This window comes from Lachnotalea sp. AF33-28 (genome assembly GCF_003477885.1).
Lineage (GTDB): Bacteria > Bacillota > Clostridia > Lachnospirales > Lachnospiraceae > AF33-28.
This window is the reverse complement of the sequence record NZ_QUEE01000016.1, coordinates 1-20,460: the sequence shown is the minus strand read 5'-3', so window position 1 is coordinate 20,460 and position 20,460 is coordinate 1. Positions and strand designations below refer to the sequence as shown.

Sequence of the window (20,460 nt, the reverse complement as noted above, 5' to 3'; positions counted from 1 at the left end):
GATCACCGCCTTTCCATCACACCCTTTATTTCTGGCACCAGCGCTTTCTTCACTTTATACTGGGAGTAATCCACATCCACGATAGCCGCCCCCACTTTGCCGATCACGGAAGAGACTCCCTCTACGATCAGGTTCAGGCCCGGTATCTCATCCAGAACCATCCGCACTCCATCCTCTGTGAAAAAGAATTTAATCGTCCTGGTATTGGATGTTTCAATAAAAGAGAGCTCAGTTTTTAATACCGCAGTGCCGTCTTCATCCGCCGTATACTCACCGACAGTCCCTATTTCATATGGCTCTCCGTTTATATTGAAGCGTCCATAAGCGGGGCTGCCAAATCCAATTGGCACTGTAAAATCGCTGTCGCCTTCCCGCATACGGATCAAGAGCCCGTCCTGCTCCTTCGCAAATTCCAGGGATACAAGTCCTTTAGCATAATTATTGTGGAAGCATTGCAGAAAAATCGGCAGTATGCCGGCCGCGTTTTTTTCCAACACATATTTCCTTCCGGCCAGCTGTCGGATTGCATCCGCTTCCGGCCTGGCCGCTTTATCCGGCCTGGTTCTGCGGCGCTTCACTTTTTCTTTCTTTCCCGGCCACCCGCCGAGATAGCCGTGCTGATTCAGCGCTCCCTCATAAGGCACGGAACACTTCAGATGCTCCTGCACATACTGCAGCTCCCTGTATGCGCCGGCATCTTCCGCCAGCGCCTTATCAGGATGAAATTTTTCTGTTTCAAAATAGCTGCCGATCACATCCATCATCCGGCTGGTCTGGAAAAGCTCGTTATTGCCCGCCGTATTTACTATCACCATATTCAGGTCCGGATATACGATAATATTCTGCCCCAGCATACCGTTACACTGGAAGGAACCTGGACGCTTGCCCATCCAGATCTGATAACCGTAACCGTTGCCCATATTTTCCGGCATATCCATTTTTTTCGTAACGGACTCTTCGATCCACCAGGCAGGAATCAGCTGCACTCCGTTCCACATTCCCTTCTGCAGATACAGCTGACCGATCTTTGCCATATCCTCCAGGCAGAGGCTTAGGCCCCATCCGCCCTTTTCGATTCCCCTGGGATTGAGTTCCCAATATACCCTGCGGATGCCGAGAGGCTCCCACAGCCTTGGCTTTAAATAGTCCATGAGCCCCATTCCTGTTTTTTCTTTGATGATGGCAGATAGCATGAACGTGTTCATGCTGTTATAGGCGAACTCCGCTCCGGGTTCAAAGGAAATTCCGGACTCCATATATGCCTTGATCCAGTCGTTTTCCGTCACTGCGCCGGTCTCATTAAAAATAATGCCGCTGGACATCTTGAGCAGGTGCTCTACCGTTAAATTTTTCAGGCGCACCATGGATATCACATTCGTCTTCTTTCGGAAGATATCCACCAGCTTTTCATCCAGAGAGAGAAAGCCTTCCTCCACAGCCAGCCCTACCGCCAGACCGGTGATACTTTTGCACATAGAATGTGTGATATGCCACAAATCCTTCTGAAATGGGGCAAAAGCCGCTTCGGATATCACACGGCCGTCCTTAAGAATCATGATCCCGTGCATATTGATCAGCGGATCTTTGGATACATCCTTTAAAAACCGGGACAGATAGCGGGAAGAAATTCCCACGCTTTCCGGTGTTGCCCTTAAAAAAGCCTGCTCATAAGGGGACTCCCGGTCAAATACGACCTTCTGTGGAGCGTACTCCACCAGATTGATCCTGTCCATGCTGCCGTTTATTATCTTAACAATCAAATCCAGTGTCTTAAGCTGTACCTTCAGATCCATATGACACATCCTCTCTCATTGCCTTCATATAGTTATTCTTCACAGCTGTCGTAAACTTCCCGCGCATGGTGGGACAGAGTATGGTCCGCCATGCGCTGCTGTATTGGCAACCGTGAACAGTAACACTTCATATATTATAGACTATATTTCTCTCCTTGACAATATCGCCTGCTTCCGGGGATGAACAAAGCAATTCGCTGTCCGCACAGTAGCTGCTCACATTTTTATGAATAACGCCCGGGCTGAAATTTGCATAACAATATGCGCAGCCGTTGCGGCAGGTGTTATAGCACCCGATATCCACGCTGGCCGCACAGCCGCATTCCGGACGCTGATTCCGGTCTTTTTTTCCAATAAAGGCGGTGTGGGACAGTTTTGAGATCAGTTCGCTGTCAATGCAGCTGCCATGCGCTATACCAAGTGTTTTCAGATCCAGAGTTTCCGCACAGGTGCAAAGCTGCATTCCATGAGCGGCTGCATCCTTTGCAAACGCGGCAGCCAGCGCATATTTCACCTCTTCTGAAGGATCATATGCGCCCAGACTGTTCATTGTCTTTTCTATCTTTCGGTAAAAGTCCAGAAAACTTATCGTACAGCGCTCGGTGGAACCGTCAAGCAGATCTGCCAGCCTCCCAAACGTCTCACAATGCCACTCTGGCGTATATCTGCTGTTTATAAGAATGGGGTCATAGCGCCACAGCACCCGCTCTTTTCCAATCACGGACGCCAGCATACGGAAGGTATCCACCCGTTCTTTCAGAGCGGGCAGGCCGCGCTCCACATCACCGTCATAGGCGTTGAGCGTAAACTGAAAATAGTAAGCATATCCCTTAAGCCTGTCCAGATACGGTAACATCGGCTTTGGATTTTTGGTCCAGAACACAAATGCATCCACATCCGCCCGGGCCAGGGAAATCCGGCTGACCTGACGGCGGTTCATCGGATTTCTGGTCAGTGCATATCCGGCCTTAAGCCTGTTGAAAAACCATTCCGCATAATAGGACGGGATATCTGTCCTTCTGCTCGCGCTGATGATCATTTTGATACCTCCTATGTCATCAACCGCAGGTTGATGACCTTCGCACACTTCAGTATTCTTATCTTTTCAGCCGAACTGATATATGAGCGGCATACTGGCCGTATCCGCACTGTCTGGCAACGCTGATTGCCGGCTTATTCAAGCAAAGCGTCCTGTACTGCGGTATAAGGCCCTGGTCGAATATAAAATTTGTGAGATAACTTAGCACCTTACCGGCATATCCTCTGCCTCTGAAAAGAGGATGTGTAATGATACCGATATGCGCAATGTGTTCTCCCCAAAGTTCATAGGATGCAGCAGAAACAATTTCCCCGTCAGCAATCAGTGCCGCCACATTCTCTGAACTGCTGTTAATTCCGCAATCCGACCACTCCCCGCTGCTGCACGCATTCCGCAGTTTGCTAAAAAGCATCTCTCGTTCCGGGCAGCTGCGGTTATATATACGGATATTTTCAGCAGAAAGGGCGGCCGTATGCCAAAAAGGATATCCAATCCAGGACGGACCGATTATTCTTTCAAACCGGTTACTCAACAGTTCGCTTAACAGTCTTTCATCAAGTAAATCATATCCGCGATTTATAAGTTTCTCGCATAGCAGCATCTGGTTTTCCGGCGCAGAGATTATGTACTTATCATTCACCTTCAGTATGAACAATCCGTTATAGCCCCGCAGATAATGATGAGGATAAACCTTGTCAGACGCATCTTCAAATTCGGTCAGTGAACAGCCAAAATACTCCCTGTACCAGAACTCGTCAATCTCTTCTTTTCGCATTGCTAACTCCTTCTTCCATCGACCTTCCTACAGTGATAAGGATTACAGATTTTATACTATCCATAATACTAACAGCGATACAAATATGCAAGTGACTATTCTAAGTAATTACAAAGGCGTTACTGTTCACACGTTGCCAATAAAGCAGCGTATGAGAGGGCAGGGTATGGTCCTCATAGGGATCCCGCAAAGCCCGCACAAGGAAGCGCACTGATGTGCGCGCAGGTCATCAACCTGGCGGTTGGTGACGATCTGCGCGCTTCACGGAGCGAGAGCGCGTCCCAATGAGGACCATACCCTGCCCTCTCATACGCGGGAATTTTTCGGTAACTGTGAACTGTAACACAAAGGCGGAGCCTGACCGGTTCCGCCCTCTGTTACGTTCCTATAAATTTTCTTCCTTCAGCCCGTCAATGATATTCATCTTTTTCATTTTCGAACTGGAATAAAGCATGATGACTGAAACCAGAAGGAATACTCCGGCAATGCAGAGCAGAATACTTTTCCAGGGAAAATAGACTCTGATGGCAAAACTTCCGGAAAATATGGCCAAAAGCAGTATCATAACCCCAAAGCTTAACGGCAGCCCGTAGATCAGCGCTTTCATACCGTAAAACAGGCTTTCATACAGCATCATCTTGCGGAAACCCTGCGGTGTCATCCCCATGGACCGTAGCATGGCGAATTCCCTGCGCCTTAAGGATATGCTGGTTGAGATGGTATTGAACATATTGGCCACACAGATTGCGGTGACCAGGATCACAAAGCTGTACAGGAATACGGAAATGAAATTATTCATATTCATAGTCTCCCGCCTGCTCGCCAGCGCATCCTGAATCCAGTAGTTGTTGTCCTCCATATATTTGTCGAACTGGGTCCTGATTCTTTCGGATAAAGTCTCGGACTGGGTATCGATCATCATAATATCGGACATATAGCTCTCCCAGCCCTTCTTCTGCATATCGGCCTCTCTCTGCCGGCAGAATTTAAGCATCGTATCTTCGGACATCACCACCACAATCCGGGTTGAATCCTGGGTGAATCCGAAGCCCACCGGCGGTTCTTCCACCATTGCCAGCACAGGATACTGAAGTTCATTCCGGTATTCCTCTGCCGAATCCTCCATTCCCGTGGAGAAATACTCCACATCCGTCAACCCCAGGGCTTCACCCTTCTTTCGCTCAAAGGCAGGTATCAGCGCGTATTTTCCGTTATCCGTGAAACGGCTGGTGCTCATCACGATTACACCCGGGTTGTCAGGATCTGTCATCTCCTCATAGGATACTCCGGCCTGTTTTGCAAATTCGCGCAGATAATTTTCATCATAGGATACCAGACAGGTGCTGAAAACCACTTCATCCTCTCTGGCGATTTCCCCTTCGCGCTCCGAAAGGTAATTCATGCTTCCGTATTCATCCATATACAGCAGAACATCCTGTTTTTCCTGCTGCTTTTTAGTGAGTTCCCCATATGGAATCACTGCGTTGATATACATTGAACGCGAGTAGATCACCGACTGTATCTCATCGCCATAGAGCCTCTCCACCTCTTTGCCCGCCATTTGAAACTTAACCGCCTGATCGCTGGTGAGGCCGCCGTCGGCTTTTACCTGGATATCAAAGGTGCCTTCTTCGCTGCGGGAAGTCAGGCCGTAAGCGGCGTTCATATAGCTCGTATATGCGGATACGCTCAAAAACAGCAGTATGCTTATGACCAGGGCAAAGCAGGTGGTGCGGTACCGTCCCTTATTCCGCTTCATGTTTTTCAGCGCTATGTCCGCTTCTACTCCAAACAGCCATCTGGTCAGCTTCATCGTCCGGACCTTCCGTCTGGTCAGCTTCACGTCCCCGGTCTGCCGGATTGCATCGATCGGCATGATCCTGGATGCCCTGCCCGCAGGAATCCATGCGCTTAAAAACAGGGTGGCTGCTGCAAAAATCACAGTGAGGAAAACCGCCCATCCTGATACCGCCATACGGAAAGGTTCCTCGTATCCGGTGATGGACTGAAAGAGCGGCTGTACTAAATGCAGTGTGATGCCGATCCCCACAGTTCCCAAAAGCACACCGGCCGGAATGCTGATGATCCCCACCACAAAGGCTTCAAAGTAGACGGAAGAACGTTTCTGCCATCTGGTAGCTCCGACGCCGGCCAGCATGCCCAGATATCTGCTGCGTTCCGACAGGGAAATGGCAAACGCATTGTAGATCAGGGAAACGGAACCCACCATCAAAATGATCATGATCACCACCATGGTCATATAAATCACCTGCATCAGGCCATCTCTGCCCGGAAGCAGGCCGTAATACTCCAGCAGATCCGAATTATAGCTTATATCATACCTGGGGGCGTACGGATCGTCCGAGAGCTGCTGCATGCCCGCCTTTTCGGCAAGGTCTCTGGAGTGGGCGTAAAGTCCGGAACCGGGATCTTTTAACACAACGGACATATTCACAGAACTTCTCTCAGCCATCAGCACCTCATCCAGGTAGGTGATGCAGGTATAGCCAGGCGCAGAGCGGTTTTCAAAGTCTGGCCGCGCTATGATGCCCGTCACCGTATAGGTTCTAACCGTTTCCGGCTCCAGATGTTCCGCCTTTCCATCGCTGCCGTCCAGATAGCTGTAACTCTGTGTGAGCTCCTGCCCGTCCGACATGCGTTTTCCTGTTTCCAGGGTGAGAACATCCCCTATGTTTATCTTTACCCCGCCATTGGTTTCCACATGTTCCGGCACCATAATTTCGGATGAATTTTCCGGATACCGGCCCTCCAGGATCTGAATAGGAAAGTATTCCATCGCCCTGCCGTCATAGCTCTTAATAAACAGGTAGGGCTTATAAGCGTTCTTCCCTCCCTCAAGCACCGCATAACCCACATCCGTGCTGTAGATCACTTCTTTGGTATCCGCATCGTCCTCTATCACATGGCGGTTCTCCGCCGGAACGTCATAATAGCATAGATGCCAGCTGCCCGACCTGGCCGCTGCATGCCGCCTCATCACATCCAGGAAGGAATTGACGGTGGTGGTGACCGCGGTGAGCAGAGCCACGGACATAATCACCCCGATGATTGTGACAAGCGTCCGCCGCTTATTTTTTTTCATCTGGTTCCAGGTGAGTTTCTGCATTATATTCATTTTGCTCACCGCCCATCTTCCGCAAAGCCGACGTGTCCGCTCTTTCGTATCCGCTCATCCTTCAGTATATGGCCGTCGGTCAGCGTGATCATGCGGTCCGCCTGCAGGGCGATTCTCTCATCATGCGTAATCACGATCAGCGTCTGCCCGTATTTCTTGTTGGACAGCTTTAATAACTCCACTATTTCGGCGCTGTTTTTGCTGTCCAGATTGCCGGTGGGCTCATCCGCGAGAAGAAGCGCCGGGTGATTGATCAGCGCCCTGCCGATAGACACCCTCTGCTGCTGCCCGCCGGAAAGCTGATTGGGCAGATGATGCAGCCGGTCCTTCAGCTTTAAAGTCCGGATTACGTCTTCCAGATAGTCCTTATCCACTTTGCGGCCGTCTAACAGCAGGGGAAGCGTGATGTTTTCTTCCACATCCAACACCGGTATCAGGTTATAAAATTGGTAAACCAGCCCGATCTGTCTCCTGCGGAAAATCGCCAGCTTATTTTCATTCAGATTATAAATGCTGGTGCCGTCTATGGTCACCCGCCCTTTGCTTGGACGGTCCACTCCGCCGATGATATGCAGCAGCGTGGATTTGCCGGAGCCCGATGGTCCGATAATCGCCACAAATTCACCTTTTTCCACGGTAAAGGAAACGTCGTCAAGCGCTTTGGTTGCCGCTTCGCCCTCACCGTAAATTTTGGATATCCCATCCACCTTTAACAATTCCACTTTAAAGCCCTCCTGTGTCTGTTTGTCTTACTCTAGTATAGCCCTCTTAAATGACTATGCCGTGACAGCTTTGGTGACAAAATAGTCACAGAAGCTGTCACGGCAGTCATTTGTACATCTTTATGATAAATGCCGTTCCCTGTCCGGGCTCACTTTCCACATCTATGATGCCGCCCTGCCGCATAAGTATGTTTTTTGCCATAGCAAGGCCGATTCCCACGCTGTCCCTGGAAGCGTTTTTCCCTTTATAGAAACGCTCAAAGATGTGCGGCAGATCCTCTTTGTCAATTCCGCCCCCGTTATCCCGTATTTGGATCATTGTATAAAGATTGTTCTCCTCAAAACTGACCGTGATGGTGCCGCCCGCCGGCGTGTGCTCCATACAGTTTTTCAGGATATTAGCAAAGGCCTCGCTGCTCCAGGAAAAATCTCCCCGATAGGAAGCATCCCCGTCACCGTCCAGCACAAAGTGCTGATTTTTGATATCCATGGGAATCATGAGGTGCTCCGATGCCTTTTCCATGACTTCCATAACAAAAACCCTGTCCTTTTTCAGCTCCACCGTTCCCGCGTCCAGCTTTGACATCTTCAGCAGCGAACTCACCAGCCATTCTATGCGATCCAGCTGGGAACAGATGGTTCCTGTAAACTCCTCTCTTTTTTCCTGCGGCAGATTGTCCTGCCTTAGGAGATCCGCCAGCATGAACATCGAGGTCAGCGGAGTCTTCAGCTGATGTGAAATATCAGACAAAGAATCCGCCAGATATTTCTTATCGGCATTTAAGGCCTCCGCCTGTTCCGCCAGACGGCTGGTCACTTTGTAGATTTCATTTTTCAGTATGCTTAGCTCCCCTTCCCGGTTGTCCCGGATATCCAGGGAATAGTCTCCGTTATCGATGCGCTTCAGATAATCGGATAACCGGCTGATCTCACGGTATCTCCACAGAGTATATATGGCATATAGCAAGATTAAAAGCCCGGCCGCCGTCAAGGTGATCCACCCTGCTTGCTCTGAAATCCGAAATGCCGCCGCAGAACATGCTGCGGTAATACATGCTGCGGCGACTGCGGTAAAACGTAACTCACGATTGCGAACCATTCTCTCACCCCACCTTATAACCGATCCCGCGGACCGTCTTAATGATCGCCGGATTCGCCGGATCATCCTCCAGCTTTTCCCGCAGCCTCTTGATATAAACGGTCAGCGTGTTATCATTTACATAGCTGCCCGCAATATCCCAGATACCCATCAGCAGCTGTTCCCTGGTCAAGACCTGGCCCTCATGGTTCATCAGCACCAGCAGAAGGCGGTATTCCAGCGCCGTCAGAAAGACCTCATCGCCTTTTTTATATACCTTTGCATCCGCGGATGACAGCGTGAGATCTCCATACCGGTACAGCTGCTTCTCCCGAGATGTATTGCCGTATCTTCTAAGCACCGTCCGAATCCGCGACAGCAGCTCACGGATTCTAAACGGCTTTGTGATGTAATCATCCGCTCCCATGTCCAGCCCCATGACCACATTGACCTCATCGTCACAGGCCGTTAAGAATATGACCGGAATATCCGAATGCTTTTTCGCTTCCCGGCATATATCGTAGCCGCTGCCGTCCGGCAGCCCCAAATCCAAAAGACACAGATCGAAACGTTCTTTCATAAGAGCTTCCAGTGCCTCTGCTTTGGTCCCGCAAAGCGCTGCTTCATATCCTTCTTCTGTCAAAGAATACTCAAGACCGGCTAAAATCCCCTGATCATCTTCCACAACCAGCAGTTTCAAACCTTGTCCCCCTTTTCCATTCATTATAGTTACCGTTCGGAAAATATCCCACTCTCACAGAAATAGGCCTCCAAGGCGGTATACCAATCCATGGCACTTCTCCAGAAAGTCGAACACAAACCTGTTATTGTCCACCGCCCGTTCCCCGCAGTCAATCACCTGAGTATGCACCATCATTTTTTTCCAATGCAGGAATTTGGATACGCGGTATGCCAGCACATGGATCAGGATCTCCACAGACAGGGAGTGCAGAGTGATTTCCAGTTCCTTTTGAAATAATTCCCTATATCGGCCGCGTATATACTCTGACAGTCTGACACAGGCCTGCCTGCGGTTCTCATGCAGATATCCGGTCAGACTCCCATCCACCCGGACCCGCACAATACGATCCTCATAGGATATATCGATTCCACTGTATTCTCTTGTCCAGTTCGTCATATGTAGTTGCCTCATTTTCCAATAATAAAACAATAGCTCTTAAAACACATTATACTGTATTTTAAGAGCTATTGTCTTAATTTTTTCTAAATAATCTGCATTTTAAGCGGTTCAGGACTCCTTCTCCTCGGCTCTTGCGGCCACTTCCTTCTGCTGTACATCCACCGGAGCCTGCTCATAACGGGTGAATTCATAGGAAAAATCGCCGATGCCTCCGGTCATGGAGCGCAAATCCGTACCGTATCCGAACATCTCGGACATGGGAACCTCCGCGGTGATCACCTGTTTGCCTCCGGCAATATGATCCATGCCCAGCACTCTGCCGCGGCGCTTATTCATGTCGCCCATCACATCGCCTGCAAATTTATTGGGAACCGTAACATTTACGGTGGCAATCGGCTCTAAAAGCACCGGTCCTGCCTCCATAAAGCCCTGTTTAAACGCTAAACAGGTGGCTGTCTTAAAGGCCATTTCCGAAGAATCCACCGGATGGTATTTGCCGTCGATCAGCGTGCCCTTCACACCCACAACCGGATATCCTGCCAACGGCCCCTTCACCACGGATTCCTGCATTCCCTTATCCACAGCCGGGAAATAATTTTTCGGAACAGCTCCGCCCACAACGCGTTCTTCAAACACATAGGGCTTCTCCAGATCTCCGGACGGCTCAAATTCCATCACAACCACGCCATACTGTCCATGGCCTCCGGACTGTTTTTTATGAGTGCCCGTTACCGTAGCTTTCTTGCGGATGGTTTCACGGAATGCGAATTTCGGCTTGCTTAACACTACGTTTACCTTGTATCTTTCCGCCAGCTTGCTCACCACCACTTCCAGCTGCTGCTCGCCGATACCGTATAAAAGTGTCTGGCGGTTCTCGCTGTCATTGACAGAGCGGACTGTAAGGTCTTCATCCATGATCTTCGCGAGAGCGGACGCGATCTTATCTTCATCGCCTTTATTAACTGCCTTATAGCACATGTATGTATAGGGAACTGATACCTCTGGTTTATCATAGATTACCTGCGCGCCCTTAAGCGCGATGGTATCACCGGTGGACAGGCTGCTTATCTTGGCAACCGCGCCGATGTCTCCGGCCTTCAGTTCCGGCACTTCGATCGCTTCCTTGCCGCGCAGCACATACACGCGGGAAAGCTTCTCTTCCCTTTCTTTATTGACATTGTAGATCATGCTGTCGGCCTTCAGGGAACCTGTGCATACCTTTACGAAGGAATATTTACCGATAAACGGATCCACCAGCGTTTTAAACACCTTGGCACTCATATACTTGCTGCTGTCATACACCACAGGAACGATCTCGCCGTTGCTCATATCCTTGCCAAGCACGGTACGCCCTTCCGGTGAAGGGAAATACTTAAGGATTGCATCCAGCAGCATCTTGGCACCCTGTGCGTTAATGCCGGAACCCATGAGCACGGGAACGATGCTTCCGTCCATGACATGCGTGCGCAGAGCATTGGATACCTCTTCATATGTAAACTCATCCCCGTCGAAATATCTCTCCATGAATTCTTCGCTGGTCTCCGCCACAGCTTCCATCAAAGATTCGCGGCTGACCGCCAGATGGTGCTCCAGATAATCCGGGATATCGCATTCCTCGTACTGGCTGGTGCTGCCAACAAACCGGCGGCCCTTCATCTTCACTACATTAACGAAACCTACAAACTTTTCATTTTCTCTCATAGGAACGTGGAATGGTGCCACTTTACGTCCGAATCTCTCATTCAGCGCAAGTGTTACGGTACGAAAGCTCGCATTATCATCATCCATGCCGGTTACAAAGAACATTCTGGGCAGATTCAATTTTTCGCAGAGTTCCCAGGCTTTTTCGGTGCCAACTTCAATGCCGGCCTTTCCGTTAATCACAATAATAGCGGCATCGGCAGCACTCGCAGCCTCCTCCACCTCACCGACAAAGTCAAAATAGCCGGGTGTATCCAGGAAGTTCACCTTAACGCCTTCCCATTCAATCGGAACAATGCTGGTTCCAATAGAAAAATGCCGTTTGATTTCTTCTTTATCGAAATCGCTGATGGTGTTGCCATCCGGTACCTTTCCCATGCGGCTGATGACTCCGCTTACAAAGGCCATGCTCTCAACCAACGTAGTCTTTCCTGCTCCGCCATGTCCCAGTAACACAATATTGCGAACCTGATTCGTTTCATAAACGTTCATAAACCATTCCTCCTAGCATGATAATTTCAGTTATGTATATTGTACTAAATTTATTCCAATTACGCAAGGTAAATATACATATTGCTCGAGCATATGTTCAGAGGTGCCCCAGCCCTTTGTCTTCTCCCATTTTTCTCCTGCACAGGCGCCCGCGGTATACTATTCTGTAAGAAATTTATGGCAGGCGCAAGCGGCAACTCATTGCGTTAAAGCGTCAAAGTTTAACGCAATAAAGCATTGACAAACCAGGCACCAGGCTTTAAAATAAGCTGATAGAACACTGCCGCAGCCATGCGGCCAATAAAAAAGGAGAACCCTCCCATGATCATTATAATGAAACCACAGGCCAAGACATCTTCCATACAAAATGTAATCCACATGATTGAAGAGAAAGGCCTTCGCGCTCATCTCTCTGAAGGCGACGAAGTAACTATCATCGGGGTCGTCGGCGATAAGAGCCGTCTGTCCTCTTCCAATATAGAAATCGCCCCTGAAGTGGATAAAGTGGTACAGGTTACCGAATCTTACAAACTCAGCAACAAAAAATTTCATCCTTCAGACAGCCTGATCCGTGTGGGCAGCACCGTCATAGGCCCCGGCACACTGACGATCATGGCCGGTCCCTGCGCGATTGAAAATGAGGAGCAGCTTCTAACCACAGCCAGGGCGGTGAAGGCGGCCGGCGCCACATTCCTGCGCGGAGGGGCATATAAGCCGCGGACCAGCCCCTATTCTTTCCAGGGTCTGGAAGAGGAAGGGCTGAAATTCATGAAACATGCAAAAGAAGAAACCGGATTAAACGTGATCTGTGAAGTGACCAGCGCCCGCGCCATCGAAGCGGCCTCCCAATATGTGGATATGCTCCAGATCGGCGCCAGGAATATGCAGAACTTTGAGCTGTTAAAAGAGGCGGGCAAGTCGGGCGTACCGGTGCTCTTAAAGCGCGGTCTGGCCGCCACGATTGAAGAATGGCTCAATGCCGCGGAGTACGTCATGTCCGAAGGCAATGAAAACATCGTGCTCTGCGAGAGAGGTATCCGCACCTTCGAAAAAGCCACCAGAAACACGCTGGATATCAGTGCGGTTCCGGTCATCAAAGCCAAGAGCCACCTTCCAATCATCGTGGATCCCAGCCACGCCACCGGAGTTCGGGATTATGTCATGCCCCTGGCCAAATGCGCGGTAGCCGCCGGGGCCGACGGTCTCATGATCGAAGTGCACCCCTGCCCTGAGCACGCGCTCTCCGACGGACCGCAGTCCCTCACTTTTGACGGTTTTGAAAAGCTCACCGACGAGCTGCGCCCCTACGCGGCTCTCGCCGGCAGAACATTTTAAAGAACAGGGAGGCTTGTATGAAGATAACTGCCATAGGATTTATCGGATTGGGCCTGATCGGCGGATCCATCGCCAGGGGGCTGCGAAAGATCCATCCTGAATACCGCATGATCGCCACCTCCCACACCAGCGCCACCCTGGAGGAAGCTTTATGCGCCGGTGTGATCGACGAAGCGGTGCCCTGTCTGAACGAGGCGTTTTCCGGATGCGATCTCATCTTTTTGTGTGCGCCGGTTTCCTATAATATCGAATACTTAAAAGAGCTGAAGGAAATCTGCGGAAATGACTGCCTGATCACCGATGTGGGCAGCACAAAGGGCGATATCCACCGGGCCGTAGCCGATTTACATATGGAAGAGAATTTCATAGGCGGCCATCCGATGGCCGGTTCGGAGAAAACGGGATTTACAAATTCCACGGACCATCTGGTAGAAAATGCCTGGTATGTGCTGACTCCGACAAAAAAGACTGCTCCCGATAAGCTCAAAGCCCTGCGCAGCCTCGTGGAGGAACTGGGCGCTCTGCCTCTGGTCCTTGACTGTGAGGAGCATGACTATATTGTGGCGGCAATCAGCCATCTGCCGCATCTGATCGCATCCGGGCTCGTCAATCTGATCAGAGACAGCGACAATCCGCAGGGCACCATGCGGCAGGTAGCCGCAGGCGGTTTTAAAGATATCACCAGAATCGCCTCCTCCTCCCCCGTCATGTGGCAGCAGATCTGTATGACAAACAGCGGCAATATTGCGCGCATTTTAAAGGATTACATCAAATCCATGGAGCAGATTCTCGAAGAAGTGGAAAACAGGGATGAAACAGCCGTCTACCGTCTTTTTGAGACCTCCAGGGACTACCGCAATTCCATACCGGATACATCCATGGGGCCGTTAAAAAAGGAATATTCCGTTTACTGCGACATCATTGACCAGGCCGGCGCCATCGCAACGATCGCTACCATACTGGCCACCCATCAGATCAGCATCCGCAACATCGGCATCATACACAACCGTGAATTTGAAGAAGGTGTGCTAAAGATTGAGTTTTATGAGGAACCGGCCGCCCAGGAAGCGGCCGGGCTGCTGACCCAGTACCAGTACACCGTTCATAAACGCTGAAATCGGATCAGGAAGGGGACCTTACATGAAGCTTCAGAAAGTAAACAGGCTATCCGGCGAGTTAACGGTGCCGGGAGACAAATCCATATCTCACCGCAGTGTCATGTTCGGCTCTATTGCCAAAGGCACTACACATATACATGGCTTCCTTGAGGGAGCGGACTGCCTCTCCACCATCAGCTGCTTTCGCAGCATGGGAGTCGATATTAAGCAGAATAAAAGTGAGGTGGTCATTCACAGCCGGGGCATGCGCAGGCTCATGGCGCCTTCCGGCCTCTTGGACTGCGGCAACAGCGGCACCACCACCCGCCTGATCTCCGGCATCCTAAGCGCCCAGCCATTCACCAGCACCTTAACCGGTGACGCCTCCATACGGAAGCGGCCTATGGGGCGCATCATCACCCCGCTCTCTTTGATGGGGGCCCGGATCACGAGCCTGAACAATAATGGCTGCGCGCCTCTGAAAATTGAAGGGGGATCGCTGCACGGCATTCATTACCATACCCCGGTACCTTCTGCACAGGTTAAGTCCGCCATTCTGCTGGCCGGCCTGTATGCCGACGGAGAAACCCGTGTGACGGAACCTGCGCACTCCCGCAACCACACGGAGCTCATGCTCCGTGAATTCGGCGCCTCAGTGCAGACGGAGGATACCACTGCCATCATAAAACCCGCAGACGAGCTTTACGGCAGGGCGCTGACAATTCCGGGGGACATCTCTTCGGCCGCCTATTTTATCGCTGCCGGGCTTTTGGTGCCGCACTCTGAAATTATGATCCGAAATGTAGGAATCAATCCCACACGTGACGGTATCTTAAATGTATGCCGCACCATGGGCGCAGATATCACGGTGTATCCGCGAAAGGATGCCGGAGCGGAACCGTCTGCCGATCTGCTGGTGCGTTCCAGCCCGTTACACGGCACGGTCATTGGAGGAGAGCTGATCCCCACCCTCATCGATGAACTTCCGGTCATTGCAGTCATCGCCTGCTTCGCGGACGGTACAACCGTCATCCGGGATGCCGAAGAGCTCAAAATCAAGGAATCCAACCGCATCGCCGCTGTGGCAGAAAATCTGACCGCCATGGGCGCTGACGTGGAAGAAACAGAAGACGGCCTGATTATCCGCGGAGGAAAGCCTCTGCACGGCGCGCGGATTAACACCCATCTGGACCACCGCATCGCCATGAGCTTTGCCGTGGCCGCTCTGTGCGCCGATGGGACGACAGAACTTAAGGACAGCTCCTGCGTATCCATCTCCTATCCCGGATTTTTCAGCGATCTGGAAAGATTATCTATATAAAACGAAAAAGGTGCCTTAAATCCCGTTCATTCAACAGGATTTGCGGCACCTTTTTTTCCATCACTATTCCAGATTCAGTCTGTGTTTCATAATCAGGCAGGAACCCCAGAAGAAGCCGATCAGACATCCGACATTGACAACCAGATTCATTATCAGCGTAACATCGGTCATCGTACTGTAATCAAGCTTCATCATGATCAGCATAATGCCCAGCGTTGTGGTGAGTGCAGCCTTCACCAGGGCGATGGCAATATAGAACAAAATCGCTCCGAACACGCGCATCTTAGGAACCAGATGTCCCAGACAGATACTGAAGTAAAAAGTTACCACCAGCAATAGGGGGGATACCAGCAGGTTTACCGCCTCTGTCACAGCACGAACCGGTTCCATGCCTGCAATAATGCTTCTTATAAGACCTGTGAAGTCAAAATAAAAGCCAATTTTCGAAGGTATGCTGCCGCCCCAGATCCAGACGGACAGATAAATCACCGCCGACATGATAAACAGCCACAGCACTCCGCTTATGGTTTTTGACATCATATGCTGAAACGGTGTAACCGGCAGGGTATGGCTTAAATACCCTTCATTGCCCATCATATTCCGATAAAAGCGCAGAATGATAAATATTATGGTGATGACCACTGCGGCCAGAACAGCGAAAAAGAAGCCCACCGAGCTGAACACAAATGAAAACGCCGCCCTGTAATCCGACTTGACCAGGACCGCCAGCAGGCGGTTGAATACCCCATAGCCCAGCAGTATAATGTAGGTCAGCCCCAGAGGAAAAAGATTTGCTTTCATGTCATACTTCAACAGTTTCTTTAGCATCTGAACACCTCCCTGAACAGACCGTCCACCGATTTTCCCATCTGGTTGCGGATCTTATCCACCGTGGAATGCAGCATCAGTTCCCCATATTTGATAAACACCACTTCATCCAGGACTTTTTCAATATCATAGATGAGATGCGTGGATATCAGAATTGTCGCATTTTCATCGTAATTCGAAATAATCGTATTCAGTATATAATCCCGTGCGGCAGGATCCACCCCGCCGATGGGCTCATCCAGCACATACAGCTGTGCTCTGCGGCTCATCACCAGTATCAGCTGAACCTTTTCCTTAGTCCCCTTGGAAAGCACCTTCATGGTATCGGCAGGATTGATCCTTAAATGCTCCAGCATGGAGTAGGCCCGCTCCTGATCGAAATCCTCATAGAACTCCGTGAAAAACTTCACTGTATCCTTAATCTTCATGGAAGGATTCAGATAAGTAACCTCCGGCAGATAGGATACGATGCTTTTCGTCTCCACCCCCACGGGCATCCCCGATAAGGTGACAGTTCCCTGATTGGGCGTTAACAGACCGGCTATCAGCTTGATCAGCGTAGTCTTGCCGCTTCCGTTCGGTCCTAAAAGCCCTACGATCCTCCCCCGTTCCAAAGTCAGGCTGAAATTTTTCAGCGCGGGCTTGCTGCCGTACAGCTTTGTTACATTTTGACATTCAAGTATGGACATTGTGTCACTCCTTTCCCTGTTTCTCTATCATATCAATGATATCGTCCTTTGTGAAGCCTAACCGCGACATTCTGCGGAAAAAGGTTTCCAGCTCGCCTGACGCCATCTCCCGTTTCATTTTACGGATCCGTTCGATATCATCCGTGATCAGTCTGCCGCTGGTCCGCTGTGCCGCGACCAGCCCTTCCCGTTCCAGCTCTGCGAGCGCTTTCTGCATCGTGTTGGGATTGACAGCGGCTTCCATTGCCAGCTCCCGCACCGCCGGCAGTTTATCCCCCGGCCCGTATTCGCCTGTGATAATCCGCAGCTTGATCTGTTCCATCAGCTGCAGATAGATGGGTCTGTCATTATTCAATTCCCAGGGCATATACACTCTCCTTTCTCCGGTTCTCTTCCGTCCTGTATTATTGTTCTATTGTATTAATGATCTAGTACAATAATACATCAATCTCTTTACATTGTCAACAGGAAAATATCCGCATCAATTGTCACAACCGCAGTATCTATGGTATAATGTCGGCAGACATTATACCTGCGCTGATTTCCGTCTGCAAAGCAGACAGTTTCCACAGGAAATCATGCGCCGCCTTACAAGTTTGTAAGATTTTCGAAAGACTTTAATCAAATATCTCGTAGGATTCTTTCTGTATACTGGCAGCAGACCGTGACAAAACTGTCACATGGTTGATTCAAATCCATTCTAAGCCTGATATAGTGAAGAGTCGCCCGGGAGCCCAAAACTATAAAAGAGATGGAGAGAACTCATGGAACAGCAAACCATATTAGTCGTTGACGATGACAAGGAAATTGTGCGCGCAATTGCGAAGTTACTGGAAATGGAAGGCTACAAGGTGTTAAAGGCATATGACGGACTGGAGGCACTGGATCTGCTGGTGGGCAACCAGATCCACCTGATCCTTTTAGACGTCATGATGCCCAAGCTAAACGGGCTTTCCACCATGATGAAAATACGTGAAAGCAAAAATATACCGATCATCATTCTGTCCGCCAAAACAGAAGAAAGCGACATGGTTTTAGGGCTCTCGATGGGAGCCGACGATTACATCGCCAAACCCTTCAATACGGCAGAGCTGATCGCGAGGGTAAAATCGCAGCTGCGGCGCTATCTGACACTGGGAGCGGCTGCGGCCAATGTTCAGTCCAACTCCATTACTGTCGGAGGGCTGACTCTGGATTTAGACTCCAAGGAAATTATTGTGGACGGAAAAAATGTCAAGCTCACTGCTACAGAATACAAAATCATGGAGCTGTTGATGAGAAATCCCGGCCGCGTATTCTCCTCTGAGGAAATCTACAGCAGAGTCTGGAATGAAGATGCATATGCGGTGGAAAATACGGTTATGGTGCATATCCGCCGGATACGTGAAAAAATAGAAATAAATCCGAAAATGCCCAAATATTTAAAGGTGGTGTGGGGAATTGGATACAAAATCGAAAAACTCTAAGTTTTTATTCGACCCTAAATTTGTTCTGCCGCTTAGCAGCATCAGTGCGTCCGTCTATGTCGGCTTAAACTACTGCGGCTTTGCTTATAATGTAAGCGGAACATCCGACAGCGCTTCTATGATCATGATTACGCTGTCCTATCTCTTTTTGATCTTAGCCGGAGCGGGCGTGATTGTGCTCACGAACGCCGCGAAATCTGCGGAACATCCGGGAATTATGAAAATTGAACTCTTTGACCGGTGGTATACGGATATCATCCTGTGCTTTGCCATCATCGCCGGCACATTTTGCCTCATGATCATCGCAGAGCCTTACTACAATAACTTCTCTTTCCTGATGAACAGGGATTTCCCGGAGCTGCCGGCATTTCTGAATGTGCTGATCTGGATGCCGATCTTCTGTTTCTTTCTTTATTTTTATATGATCAGCATACGGCATTTAAAGTCCAGACAGCTTCGCTGGCGCTGGATCAGCTTCGCCCCTTTTGTATGGCTGTGGAGATTATTCTCTCACGGAGTTATTGGCGGCATCTACCGCGCCCTGCGCCATTTCTTTGTGGATATTCTCGGCGGATTCTTTGTCCGGCTCTGGAGACGCCTGGGGCCCGGCCTGGTGGAGGATTATAAACGCGCGGCCGTGGTCTATCAGAAAGAAACACCTTTCGGAAAGAAGCTGGCGCAGAAAAAATTTGTTGTGCTTGGCCTATATCTGGCTGTATTTCTGGTCACGCTGATCACCTTTTCCATTGCATCCTCCAGTTATTACAGCCTGTCCTTTTTCGGAGCCGTTACCTTCTTTTTCATCCCCATGGCGGTGGAAATTATGGCGATCGCCTGGGCCTACCGGGAGATCAAGGTATGGATCGATCTTAACACCCTGTTAGAGGGCATACACGAGATTTCAACGGTGAATATCAACGCACAGATCGTGATACCGGAGACCTCTCCTTTCTATACGGCCAGCCAGGAACTGATGAATATCGGAAACAGTCTGAATATCAGTTTGGAAAAACAGATGAAGAGCGAAAAAATGAAGGTGGATCTGATCACCAATGTTTCTCATGACTTAAAGACACCGCTCACCTCCATCATCAGCTATATTGATCTGCTTAGCAAGGATGAATCGCTGACCGGCGAGGCCGCCGACTATGTGGATATCCTGAAGATGAAGGCATCCCGGCTTAGGGATATGGTTCTGGACTTATTTGATCTCGCCAAATCCACCAGCGGCAATGTAGTTCTGGAAATGGAAGAGCTGGATATGTGCAAGCTGCTGGAACAGACCCTGGTGGATATGGATGATAAGATCCAGGCCTCCGGCATGCCGGTTAAGGTCAATCTGACAGAAGAATCGGCGATGGTTTATGCGGACGGCAAAAAGATGTACCGTGTCATCCAGAATCTGATCGAAAACGCGCTTAAGTATTCCATGCGCGGCACCCGGATCTTTTTGGATCTCTATATTGAAAACCATATTGTATATGTAATGCTGAAAAATACTGCCGGTTATGAGATGAACTTCTCGGCCGATGTGATCACTGAGCGTTTTACCAGAGGCGATGAAAACCGCTCCACCGAAGGAAACGGCCTGGGGCTCGCTATCGCAAAAAGCTTTACGGAAAACTGCGGCGGCAGCTTTAAAGTAATCATAGACGGAGACCTGTTTAAAGCTATCCTCAAGTTTCCCGAGCATAAATCCAAGCCGGTACAGAATGCGGATACACAAAAGGCCGCAGATACCGGAATTGAAAAAGGCTGATACCGATACAAAAACTCCCGCGTGTTACTTAAAGCGGGGAGTGTAAAATAAAGTGTGTAAGTTACCGGTAACCAAACTTACGCACTTT

17 protein-coding genes are annotated in these 20,460 nt (G+C 49.9%); 5 read left to right on the top strand and 12 right to left on the bottom strand.

Annotation, left to right across the window (positions count from 1 at the left end; genetic code table 11):
* Positions 1 to 2 precede the first annotated feature (2 nt).
* The 9 genes from DWZ56_RS18590 to DWZ56_RS18550 form a co-directional block, all read right to left on the bottom strand.
* Positions 3 to 1,793, bottom strand: coding sequence for a serine hydrolase domain-containing protein (locus DWZ56_RS18590; protein ID WP_158584656.1), 1,791 nt, complete (start codon positions 1,791 to 1,793; stop codon positions 3 to 5).
* Positions 1,794 to 1,920: 127 nt separating this feature from the next.
* Positions 1,921 to 2,832 (bottom strand): DUF1848 domain-containing protein, encoded by a 912-nt coding sequence (locus DWZ56_RS18585; protein WP_118558110.1) that lies wholly within the window; start codon positions 2,830 to 2,832, stop codon positions 1,921 to 1,923.
* 58 nt (positions 2,833 to 2,890) lie between these two features.
* The gene (locus tag DWZ56_RS18580; RefSeq protein WP_118558109.1) at positions 2,891 to 3,607 is read right to left on the bottom strand and encodes a GNAT family N-acetyltransferase; all 717 of its coding nucleotides are present in this window, start codon (positions 3,605 to 3,607) and stop codon (positions 2,891 to 2,893) included.
* A gap of 385 nt (positions 3,608 to 3,992) precedes the next feature.
* Positions 3,993 to 6,743 (bottom strand): FtsX-like permease family protein, encoded by a 2,751-nt coding sequence (locus DWZ56_RS18575; protein WP_147369452.1) that lies wholly within the window; start codon positions 6,741 to 6,743, stop codon positions 3,993 to 3,995.
* A 5-nt stretch (positions 6,744 to 6,748) separates the two neighbouring features.
* A complete protein-coding gene (locus tag DWZ56_RS18570) occupies positions 6,749 to 7,465 on the bottom strand; it encodes an ABC transporter ATP-binding protein (RefSeq protein WP_118558107.1) in 717 nt (238 codons plus the stop codon).
* Positions 7,466 to 7,571: 106 nt separating this feature from the next.
* On the bottom strand, positions 7,572 to 8,564 hold the full coding sequence (locus DWZ56_RS18565) for a sensor histidine kinase (RefSeq protein WP_118558106.1): 993 nt from the start codon (positions 8,562 to 8,564) through the stop codon (positions 7,572 to 7,574).
* 4 nt (positions 8,565 to 8,568) lie between these two features.
* On the bottom strand, positions 8,569 to 9,267 hold the full coding sequence (locus DWZ56_RS18560) for a response regulator transcription factor (RefSeq protein WP_442911451.1): 699 nt from the start codon (positions 9,265 to 9,267) through the stop codon (positions 8,569 to 8,571).
* 30 nt (positions 9,268 to 9,297) lie between these two features.
* On the bottom strand, positions 9,298 to 9,681 hold the full coding sequence (locus tag DWZ56_RS18555) for a hypothetical protein (RefSeq protein ID WP_118558104.1): 384 nt from the start codon (positions 9,679 to 9,681) through the stop codon (positions 9,298 to 9,300).
* A 111-nt stretch (positions 9,682 to 9,792) separates the two neighbouring features.
* Positions 9,793 to 11,877 carry an elongation factor G gene (locus DWZ56_RS18550; protein ID WP_118558103.1) on the bottom strand — a complete coding sequence of 695 codons (2,085 nt, stop codon included), beginning with the start codon at positions 11,875 to 11,877 and terminating at the stop codon, positions 9,793 to 9,795.
* Between the two features lie 321 nt (positions 11,878 to 12,198).
* On the opposite strand from DWZ56_RS18550, the gene aroF reads away from it, so the two are divergent.
* From aroF to aroA, 3 genes are read left to right on the top strand one after another with little or no spacing between them, the layout of a single operon-like run.
* The gene (aroF, locus tag DWZ56_RS18545) at positions 12,199 to 13,212 is read left to right on the top strand and encodes a 3-deoxy-7-phosphoheptulonate synthase (RefSeq protein WP_118558102.1); all 1,014 of its coding nucleotides are present in this window, start codon (positions 12,199 to 12,201) and stop codon (positions 13,210 to 13,212) included.
* A gap of 17 nt (positions 13,213 to 13,229) precedes the next feature.
* The gene (locus DWZ56_RS18540; RefSeq protein ID WP_118558101.1) at positions 13,230 to 14,327 is read left to right on the top strand and encodes a prephenate dehydrogenase; all 1,098 of its coding nucleotides are present in this window, start codon (positions 13,230 to 13,232) and stop codon (positions 14,325 to 14,327) included.
* 25 nt (positions 14,328 to 14,352) lie between these two features.
* Entirely contained in the window at positions 14,353 to 15,630 is a 1,278-nt protein-coding gene (aroA, locus tag DWZ56_RS18535) for a 3-phosphoshikimate 1-carboxyvinyltransferase (protein WP_118558100.1), read from the top strand.
* Positions 15,631 to 15,693: 63 nt separating this feature from the next.
* Here the strand turns inward: aroA and DWZ56_RS18530 are convergent, their stop codons facing one another.
* Genes DWZ56_RS18530 through DWZ56_RS18520 form a run of 3 tightly spaced genes read right to left on the bottom strand, consistent with a single transcriptional unit; the run spans position 15,694 to position 17,514 of the window.
* Entirely contained in the window at positions 15,694 to 16,458 is a 765-nt protein-coding gene (locus tag DWZ56_RS18530; RefSeq protein WP_118558099.1) for a hypothetical protein, read from the bottom strand.
* Complete coding sequence (locus DWZ56_RS18525) at positions 16,452 to 17,147, bottom strand: ABC transporter ATP-binding protein (protein WP_118558098.1); 696 nt, start codon at positions 17,145 to 17,147, stop codon at positions 16,452 to 16,454. Before DWZ56_RS18525 ends, DWZ56_RS18530 begins: the two co-directional genes overlap by 7 nt.
* Positions 17,148 to 17,151: 4 nt before the next feature.
* The gene (locus DWZ56_RS18520; RefSeq protein WP_118558097.1) at positions 17,152 to 17,514 is read right to left on the bottom strand and encodes a GntR family transcriptional regulator; all 363 of its coding nucleotides are present in this window, start codon (positions 17,512 to 17,514) and stop codon (positions 17,152 to 17,154) included.
* A gap of 397 nt (positions 17,515 to 17,911) precedes the next feature.
* Here DWZ56_RS18520 and DWZ56_RS18515 point away from each other — a divergent pair, with 397 nt between their 5' ends.
* A complete protein-coding gene (locus DWZ56_RS18515) occupies positions 17,912 to 18,613 on the top strand; it encodes a response regulator transcription factor (protein WP_118558096.1) in 702 nt (233 codons plus the stop codon).
* Complete coding sequence (locus DWZ56_RS18510; protein ID WP_118558095.1) at positions 18,588 to 20,372, top strand: sensor histidine kinase; 1,785 nt, start codon at positions 18,588 to 18,590, stop codon at positions 20,370 to 20,372. Before DWZ56_RS18515 ends, DWZ56_RS18510 begins: the two co-directional genes overlap by 26 nt.
* Positions 20,373 to 20,460 lie beyond the last annotated feature (88 nt).